The 9,359-nt window shown below is 71.4% G+C and carries 5 protein-coding genes; 3 read left to right on the top strand and 2 right to left on the bottom strand.

The window, feature by feature from the left end; translation table 11 throughout:
• Positions 1-2,227, bottom strand: a 2,227-nt coding sequence (locus tag V7E46_RS30040) for an MMPL family transporter (protein WP_333771367.1), incomplete at its 3' end; no start/stop codon positions are given.
• A gap of 117 nt (positions 2,228-2,344) precedes the next feature.
• Between V7E46_RS30040 and V7E46_RS30035 the strand changes: the two genes are divergently transcribed.
• Positions 2,345-2,950 carry a TetR/AcrR family transcriptional regulator gene (locus tag V7E46_RS30035; RefSeq protein WP_333771366.1) on the top strand — a complete coding sequence of 202 codons (606 nt, stop codon included), beginning with the start codon at positions 2,345-2,347 and terminating at the stop codon, positions 2,948-2,950.
• Positions 2,951-3,342: 392 nt separating this feature from the next.
• Positions 3,343-4,308: an AfsR/SARP family transcriptional regulator gene (locus V7E46_RS30030; RefSeq protein WP_333771365.1), complete on the top strand. Its 966-nt coding sequence runs from the start codon at positions 3,343-3,345 to the stop codon at positions 4,306-4,308.
• 238 nt (positions 4,309-4,546) lie between these two features.
• On the opposite strand, the gene V7E46_RS30025 is transcribed toward V7E46_RS30030, so the two are convergent.
• Positions 4,547-7,498 (bottom strand): LuxR C-terminal-related transcriptional regulator, encoded by a 2,952-nt coding sequence (locus V7E46_RS30025; RefSeq protein WP_333771364.1) that lies wholly within the window; start codon positions 7,496-7,498, stop codon positions 4,547-4,549.
• A 783-nt stretch (positions 7,499-8,281) separates the two neighbouring features.
• Here V7E46_RS30025 and V7E46_RS30020 point away from each other — a divergent pair.
• Positions 8,282-9,359: BTAD domain-containing putative transcriptional regulator (locus V7E46_RS30020; RefSeq protein WP_333771363.1), on the top strand; the 1,078-nt coding region annotated here is incomplete at its 3' end.

Raw genomic sequence — 9,359 nt, 5'->3', positions numbered from 1 at the left:
GTACGGAGCGGTGCCGGTGGACTCGCGCACCCCCAACCACCTGCGCGAGGTGATCGCCCCGCTGGGCGTGGGCGAGGCGTTCTTCGAGTTTTTCGCCTTCGATGTCGGGGTCGGGGACGAGGCGTCCGAACCACTTGGGGTGGTGCCAGATCTTGTTTCCGGCGACGGCCATGAAAGCGGGCACGAGGGCGAGGCGGACGACGAACGCATCGATGAACACGCCGACGGCGAAGCTGAAGCCGATGGCCTTGGTGATGGGGTCGGGGGACAGCATGACGGCGACGAAGATGGACGCCATGATCAGGGCTGCCGCGGTGACGACGCGGGCGGACAGGCCGGTTCCGGCCGCTGCGGCGGCGCGGGCGGCGCCGTGCTTGGTGTACTGCTCCTTGATCCGCGAGACGACGAACAGCTCGTAGTCGCTGGACAGCCCGAACATGATCGCCAGCAGGATGATCGGGAGGAAGCACAGAGTCTGGGTCGGGGTGGTGCCGAGGATGTCCTTGAACCAGCCCCACTGGAAGACGGCGACCTGCGCGCCGAACGCGGCGCCGGCCGACAGCAGGAACCCGGCGATCGACTTCAGCGGCACCAGGATGGTGCGGAAGGCGAACGTCAGCAGGACGAACGCGAGGCCCACCACGACAGCGAGGAAGAGGGGCAGGGCGTCGCCGAGCTTGGTGGCGATGTCGATGTTGGCGGCGGTGGCGCCGCCGACCAGGAGGTGGGCCCCGGTCCCGGCCGCCAGATCGGCGCGGTGGTCGCGGATGGTGTGGACGAGGTCGCTGGTGGCGGAGTCGTCGGGGCCGGTGGTGGGCACGACGTTGATCAGCGCGATGTCGTTGACGACTGCGGCTGGGGTGGCGGAGGCCACGCCGTCGACTCCGGCGAGGGCGGTGCTGATCTGCTGGGCCTGGGCGGGCTTGCTGACGTGCTCGGCGACGATGGTCAGGGTGCCGTTGTAGCCGGGGCCGAAATGCTCGGTGGTCAGGTCGTTGGCCTGCCGGGAGGTGTCGCTGGTGGGGCGGGCGTCGGCGCCGGGCAGGCCGAGGTCCATGCTGGCCGCGGGGACGGCCATCAGGCCCAGGCCGAGGACGCCGGCCACGAGGATCGGCACGCGGCGGCGGACGACCCAGTTCGCCCAGCGGGTCCCGGTCAGCTTCTGCGGTGCGGTGACGGAGTTCTCAGTGGCGTTCTTCGCGCGGCGCAGGCCGGGCACGCGGGAGAAGCGGTTCAGGCGGGTGCCTGCGAAGCCGAGGACGGCGGGCAGCAGGGTCAGGGCGATGAGCAGGCCGAGCGCGACGGTTCCGGCGGCGGCCAGGCCCATGACGGTCAGGAACGGGATACCGACGACGGTCAGCCCGCACAAGGCGATGATCACGCTCAGGCCGGCGAAGAGCACCGAGCTGCCCGCGGTTCCGGCAGCCCGGCCGGCGGCTTCTTCGGGGCTGTATCCGGCCTGGAGGTTGGCGCGGTGTCGGGAGAGGATGAACAGGGCGTAGTCGATGCCGCAGGACAGGCCGAGCATGCTCGCCACCGAGGTGGCCGCCGAGGCGATGTGGAAGACCGAGGCGAGCGCGGTGATGCCCATCATCGAGATGATCACGCCGAACAGGGCGGTAAGCAGGGGTGTACCGGCCGCCACGAACGATCCGAACGTGATGAGCAGAACGATCAGGGCGACGGCCATGCCGATGCCTTCGGAGCTGGCGCCGGCCTCGTCGTGGGGGTAGACGGCGCCGGAGAATTCCACCTGGATCCCGGCGTCCTCGGCCGCGGCGGTGGCGCCTTCCAGCCGGTCGACGGTGGAGTCCTTCACTCCGGCGGCGGTGGTGGCGTAAGTCACGGTTGCCAGCGCGATCTGCTGGTCCGGTGAGACGAGCTTGACCTGGAACGGGTTGCTGGCCGATGCCACCTGCGGCAGGCGGCTCAAGTCCTTGATGGACTGCGTGACCGCGTTCTGGTAAGCGGTCTCGGTGATCTCATGGCCCTTCGGTGCGGCGAAGACGACCTGGGTCGAGGCGCCGGAGGCAGCCGGCAGTTTGTCCTTCAGCACGCTCACCGCCTGCTGCGACTCGGTGCCGGGGATGGAGAAGTTGTCGTCGGTCTTACCGCCGCTGGTCTGGGCGCCAAAGACGGCCAGGATCACTATCAGGATCCAGGTCACCAGGGCCGCCCAGCGGTGCCGGAAGCACCACCGTGACAGTCGGTACAGGTAGATGGACACAGCTGTGAACTCCTCGGGACGCGGGCGGGGCCCACAGCAGGGGCCTCACGGGATACCTGCCAACCGTAGCATTTTTGCGTCTCAGTGCAATTATGCGTTTTGAGCTACACTCGTTGTATGAGTGCTCCCGCGCCGACACCGACGTCGCACCGTGAACGCGTCAAGGCCAAGCGCCGTGAAGCGATCCGCCGCTCAGGGATGCGGCTGTTCGCCGAGAACGGCTACGACGGCACCACCATCGGAGAGATCGCCGCCGCCGCCGACGTCGCACCGCGCACCGTGCAGCAGTACTTCCCCTCCAAGCACGACATCGCCCTGTCCCTGGCAAACGAGGTCGCCGGCCGCTTCACCGCCGTCCTCCAGAGCGGCCCGCAGGCCGGATTCCTCGACGCGGTCGACGTCTGGCTGCGCGGAGAAGCCGAACTGCACGACCCCGACCTCATGGCCCTCAACCAGGCCATGTACGAGGCGAACCCCGGCCTGCGGGCACTCGGCAGCAGCCAGCTCACCGACGTCGTCCAAGCTGCCACCAGCGCCATGACCGCCGAAACCGGACTGCCCGCCGACGACCCCCTCTACGCCATCGTCGCCGCAGCTCTCGGCGCCGCACTCGCCCAGTACATCGGCACCGCCCATCTCTATAAGGACGACCCCGACCTCCACGCCCACGTCATCGCGTGCCTGCGTGCCCTCCTTGACACCGCAAAAGCCACCAACACATGAGCGGCGGCCGCAGCTGACGCCTGAGCGGGTCGGGTACTCGGCGGCGCGCCTATTGCCTCGTTGAGGCGAAGCGTGCGGCCAAGCCGATCAATGCGGACCCGGTCGGCAAGCTCGCGTATGACGGTGAGGCGATCCGGGTCGTCGCACGGACCCGGCGCGGTTCACCGGACCGTGCGTGAGCCGCCAGATCACACGACTGTTCGCGGGTGCCTGAGTAGCCGGTACTCATCTCCGCGCCCGGGGCGGCGCGTGACGGACGCCCGGGGGCGGGCGGCGCGGCGGCCCGTGGCGCGACGGCTTTGAGTACCGAGCACTCACGTGCGCGCACACGGGTTCGTGGTCAGCTTCTCGGGACCGGGAAACCAGGGCCGCATTGAGTGGTGGAGGCAGACATGCAGTTCCGGATCCTGGGTCCCGCCGAGATCTTCGATGACGTCAGACAGCGGCGGATCCGACTGAACAGTGTCAAGCAGCGGATGCTGCTCGGCGCGCTCGTGACCCGGCTGGGGACGCCGGTGCCGACGGACCAGCTGGTGCAGGAGCTGTGGGGAGACTACGCGCCCGACAAGGCGGTCAACGCGCTGCAGGCGCACGTCTCGCGGCTGCGCCAGGTGCTGGTCGAGGTGGAGCCCACGCGGGCCAACGCGCCGCGACTGGTCGCCCGCGGGGCGGGCTACCTGCTCCAGGTCAGGCCCGACGAGATCGACAGCGGGCAGTTCCGGATCGACGTCACCCAGGCGCGGCGGTTCGCGGCCAGCAGCGACCCGCGGACCGCGTACACGCTGCTGCAGAAGGCGCTGAAGTTGTGGCGGGGTCCGGCGATGGACGGCAGCTCCGGCGGCCCGCTGTGCGCCGGAGCCGCGGCCCGGCTGGAGGAGGAGCGGTTGCTGGCAATGGAGGATCTCTACGACGCGGCGCTGCGGCTGGGGGTCGAGCGCGAAGTGGTCGGGCAGTTGGAGGAACTGGTGGTCGCGCACCCGGACCGGGAGCGGTTCCGACGCCAGTTGGCGATCGCGCTCGGCCGGATCGGGCGGCGTGGTGCGCCGTTCGCGGGAGATGACCGGGGCCGGCGGCGCGAGGCCAGGGGGCAAAGCCAGGAGCAGGGGTCCCTGATGGTCGTCCGGATGAGCCAGCCCCCGGTCGTGGCCGAGCAGCTCCCGGCGGCAGTCGGCCGTCAGGACGGTCCCCGGCCGTCGCCCGACGACGCGGCGAGCGCACTTGAGGTGTTCCGGCTGCGCCTCCAGGTCGAGCAGTTGATGTCGGAGCAGAGCATGTTGCGTTCGGCCGTCGCGCGGCTGACAGCGCGGGCCGGCGGGATGGAACACGGCCGCGACACCGCTGCGAACAACGCGGGCTGAGTATCCGGGCGCCGACCGACCGTCCGCGCCCACTGAGCGGCTGCACCCGCCCAACGCGGGACGCCGCGTCGGACCGCGGCCGGTTCGTCGGTGATACGCGGCCGAGGTCACGGCGGCGAACAGCCCCACTGCCGGCCAGCCAGCCTCGTGCGGTGCGGGTACGTGTGCGGCGGGACGCGGAGCCGGACCCGGCGGCCCCGGCCGGCCGCCGCGTCCACGCCCGTTCACCTGTGTCCGGTCAGGACGCCCAGCCGTTGAGCTGTGCGCACTCCGGGCAGTGCGGCTCGGAGCGGGGGCGGCCGTCCGGCCCGCCGGCCGGTGCACCCGGTCGGTCCTCGCGGATCAGCACCGGCTCGGCGACCTCGTCCCGGCTGAGCGCGCGGGCCAGGTCGGCCCGCGCGGTGACATGGACCTTGTGGTAGACGCGGTGCAGGTGATTTTCCACCGTGCGCACGGAGACCACCAGCCGGTGCGCGATGTCGCGGTTCGACAGGCCGGTCGCGGCGAGTACGGCGACTTCCCGCTCCCTTGCGGTGAGCTGGGTGGTCGCGCTGTCGCGCCGGGGCACCACCGCCATCCAGGGAGGCAGGCTGCCGCCGTAGGCGGCGAGGATGCCGTGGCACTCGGCGCGCGCATCGCGGCTCTTGCGGTGCCGGCCCGCCGCCCGGTACGCCCGGTCGGCCTGCGCCGCCGCCTCCGCCGCGAGCGGCAGCGCGCCCCACGCCCGGAACCGGGTCGACACCGCCGCGAGGGCGTCGCCGTCGCCGTCGGCCAGGGCCCGGATGTGGTCCGTCTGCAGCCGTGCGAGCTCCGAACTGGTGCGCGCGGCAAGGCGTTCGGCCTGCGCGGCGACCGATGCGTCCGCCGAGAGGCGCGCCACCAAGTGCAGCGCGGACACGGCGGTGGCCGGGCGGCGCGCGGCTGCCGCCCGCTTGGCGACGTCGAGAGCCTGGCTGACCGCTCCGGAACGGTCGCCGGAGTAGGCCAGCGCGAGGGAGCGCTCCAGTGCGATGTCGTCCGCGGCGACCGGGTGCGCCGCCGCCTCGCTTTGGACCAGCCGTGCCTCCAGCAGGGTGCGGAGCGCGTCGGTGTGCTGGCCGGACTGGGCCAGCGTGCTGGCGAGCTGGGCCAGGGTCCAGGCGGGCATCGCCAGCCAGTCGCCCCGGCCACGGACCGCGCTCGCCTGCCGCAACAGCGCGATGGCCTCGTCGATCCGGCCGAAGATTCGGTACAGGTGGGCCCGCAGGACCGCGATGTGCAGCCGGAGCCGGCGGTCGTCGAGGCTGTGTCGCCCCATGGCATCGAGCGCTGCGGCGAGCCCGCCGACGTCCCCCATCAGGAAGGAGCAGCCGGCGAGCAGGACGAAGTAGCGCAGTTGCGCGTCGTCCTGCCAGGCTTCGACAGCCTGACGGCATGAGGTCAGCTGTTCCAACGCGGCCGCCGGATCGCCGAGTCCGACCCGGGCGAAGGCCACGGCAGGCAATAGCTCCTGTGTGACGGGGGAGCCGGGCGGCTCGGCGGACAGCACCTCGTCGCCGATCTCGACGGCGTGGTGCAGGTGACCGGCCAGGATGGCGATGACCGCGCGGTAGCCCCGCAGCGGCAGCCCCCGCTCGGTGCCCACGACTGCGACCCCCCTGTCCAACACGTCCGCCGCATCCTCCAGCCGGCGCAGCCCCTCCGCCAGGTTCGCCGCGCGGGCGCGCACCGCGGCGACGAAGTCGCTGGACGGCGCCTGGAAGCCGCTGTCCAGCGCGGCGGCGAACACCTTCTCTGCTTCGGAGTGATGGCCCTGGCCTGCGATGATCCGACCGAGCAGCAGCGCGGCCGAAACATCGTCGGGCGACCCGCAGCGCGCTCCGGCGGCCGATGCTACGCGCGTTGAACCGCGACGTGAAGAAGTGGTCGGCGTGGAGGGGGCAGGGAGTGCCGAGGTCTCCCGGGCCCGGCGGCCGGGTTCGCCCTGCCCGTAGCCGGCCGCCTCGAAGCCGCCGGGTGCGCAACCGCCCGTGCCGTGTCCGGTCCGCTCGTAGGGGGTCTGCCCGCGGGTGCCGTCCAGGGCGAGCCGGCACAGCCGCTCGGCGAGCGCGAAGTCCTCCTGCTGGAAAGCGGTGCGCGCCGAACCGAGCAGCTGCTGCGGTTCCGGGAGCATGCCGGCGTCCAGGCGCAGGGTGATCACCCGCAGTTGGTCGTCTGCCCGGCGCGCGCCGGTGCCCTCGATCCACTCGGCGACCTGGCGGCGCAGCCGCCGCGCGGTGAGGTCGGACATCCTCGCGGCCACCACCACCCGGCTCAGCGGCAGGGCCAGCCGCAGCCGCAGCCGGTGGCCGGTGCGCTCCACGGCCACCACCCCGCGGATGTTGAGCGACTCCGCGGCCTGGGAGAGGTCGAAGTGGACGGCGATGTCCGCCTCCAACGGCTCGGCGACGGCGAGCATGTTGACCAGTTCGTGCTCGGCGGGGTTCAGATCGCGCATCCCGAGGTGGACGACCGCGGCCAGCCGCTGGCTCGGCGGCTCGGCGAGCCCTTGCCAGCGCCAGATGCCGTCCACCTGGCGCAGCGATTCATCCGCCAGCGAGTGTTCCACCAACTCCCGCAGGATCAGCGGGTTTCCGCCGGTGCTCGCCCACAGCCGCTCCAGTGTGACGGCTTCGATGTGCCCCTCCAGCCGCCGGTGGAGGGCACGGGCGACCTCCTGGCGGTCGAGGGGGGCGAGTTCGATGCGCTCGACGAGGCGGGTGACCCACAGTTTGTCGATCGCGCCCGGCGCCGGCGCACCGCGCCGGACAGCGGTGGCGATACCGAGCCGCCCGGCGGCGACCAGCCGGTACAGCCGGTCCGCCGAGATGTCGTCCACCAGGTGGGCGTCGTCGAGACCGACCAGCGGCCGTTCAGGAGCCGGCACCCGTCCCGGTGGCAGCGTGAACCGGTCGAGACAGTCGGCGAGCGAGGCGAAGCTCTCGACGGGCGTCCCGCCCTCGTGGACCTCGTGCCCGGCCCCACCCACCGATACGACGGTCCGGCCCGTGGCGGCGGCCCTTTCCAGGGCCGTTTCGAGCAGTCGGGTCTTGCCCATGCCCGGGTCCGCGTCCAGCAGCACGCCGCCCCCGTGGCGGACGGCGGCCTCGATCGAGGCCAGATCCCGTTCCCGTGCGATTATCGGCCAGTCGTGCCCGGTGTCCACCGGCATTATCCCGTAACTCCCTGTAGAAGAAGCCGTTCTGGCGGAGTGCCCCTTGGGTAAGGCCTTTGTTTTCCTGATGTAACATCGACGTGAACCGTTGAATTTTGCGGATCCACTCAGATTTCTGATCGTGGATCTTAGAACGGTAAGCGAAGCGCTGAGAGCGTACCTGTACCCGGAATTGCCGCCGGTCCTCTGTTCCTTATGGCCGTGTGGCCTCGGTCGATGAGGGGCGGCGGCGGGCGACAGGCAGCGGGAAGAGGAAATTCTGACATCCGGACAGGCAGTCGGCGGCACCTGCTGCCCCCGGCGCGCGCTCGCAGGCGAATTCCAGTGGTGTCGTCACATGCGATCCGTGTCGGGCGCACCTGCCGAAGGAAGTGATCCGGCTTCCCTCGCGTGCTCGGGTGCTCCAGGCGCTCCAGGCGCTCCAGGCGCTCCAGGGGTTCGGAGCGGGTTCGGAGCGGGTTCGGAGCAGGCCTGACGTGGCTCGCCGCGGGCCCGCCCGGCCAGCGGCCGGTGCCACCGCTCGCCGTTCTCGCCATGTTTCGGATGGCGAGAAACGGTACGTCTCTTTGTTTCCATGGTGTTGCGCCCCGTGTGCGCCGACAACAGGGACGTATCGTTGCCGGTACGGTGGGTGATGCGGGAGCTACGGGGAGACAGGATCGCGGGCCTCGACGCCACGCTGACGTGGCAGAACGCCCCGAAGTGCTCGACGAGAACCGCTCGTCATGACCAGTGACTGGGACGCGGAGTGCGCTCACGTCCGCGGGGAGGCTTCTGGATATGAGTGGGGATTTATGGGGTGCTGTTCTCCGCGAGGCCCGCTTGGCGGCCGCGCTGACGCAGAACGAGGTCGCGCGTGCAGCCGGGATCAGCGTACGGGCGCTGCGCTACATCGAGTCGGGGAAGGTCGCGCAGCCGCGCCGTCACTCGCTGGACCGGCTCGCGGAGGCCGTCGGGCTCGATCCGGACGAAGCGCCCTGGCGGACCGGCGGTGCAGGGCCCGCCAGGGCGCCGCGGGGCAGCAGCCCGTACGACATCCGCGTACTCGGACAGCTCAGTGTCTCGCGCGGCGGCACGCCGGTGCAGATGCCGCTGAAACAGCGCACCCTGCTCGGGCTGCTGGCGATTCAGCCGAACCGGGCGGTCAGCCACGCCGAGATGACCGAGGTGCTGTGGAGCGGCGAGGCGCCGCCCTCCTCGCTGGCGCTGCTGCACACCTACATGGCCCGATTGCGCCGCACTCTCGAAGGCGGCCCCGACGCGCGCGGCGACCACCGCCGGGTCACCACCGTACGCGGCGGCTACTCGCTCACCGCCGACTCCAGCGGCCTTGACCTGCTGCGTTTCGAGGAGTACGCGGCCCAGGCCGTCGAGGCGCGTGAGGCCGAACCGGCGCTCGCGCTGGAGTTGTTCGGCCGGGCGTTCCAGCACTGGCGCGGCCCGGTACTGGAGGACGTCCCCGCACTGCGCCAGCACCCGGTGGTGGTGGCGATCGGCCAGCACCGCTTCGACATGGTCGTCGAGTTCGCGAACGTGGCGCTCTGGCAGAACCGGCACGCCCTCGTGGTCAAGCAGTTGATGGCGGCCTCGTACGAAGAGCCGCTGCACGAAGGGGTGCAGGGACGGCTGATGCTCGCGCTCGCCGGGTCGGGCCGGAAGGTGGCGGCCCTGCGGCTCTTCGACGACCTGCGCAAGCAGTTCCGCGAGGAGCTGGGGGTGGAGCCGAGCGAGGAGATCTGGGCGGTGCAGCGCAGTATCCTCGCGCGGCCCGGCGGGGACGCCCCCGCGAACCCGGCCGGTCCTCGCGGCGGCCCCGGCCGGCCCGGTGTCCGCCGCGCGAAGATCGCCGCGGGCCCCC

The sequence above is a fragment of the Streptomyces sp. IBSBF 2435 genome (assembly GCF_036815005.1).
GTDB lineage: Bacteria > Actinomycetota > Actinomycetes > Streptomycetales > Streptomycetaceae > Actinacidiphila.
This window is presented reverse-complemented; position numbering and strand designations above follow the sequence as displayed.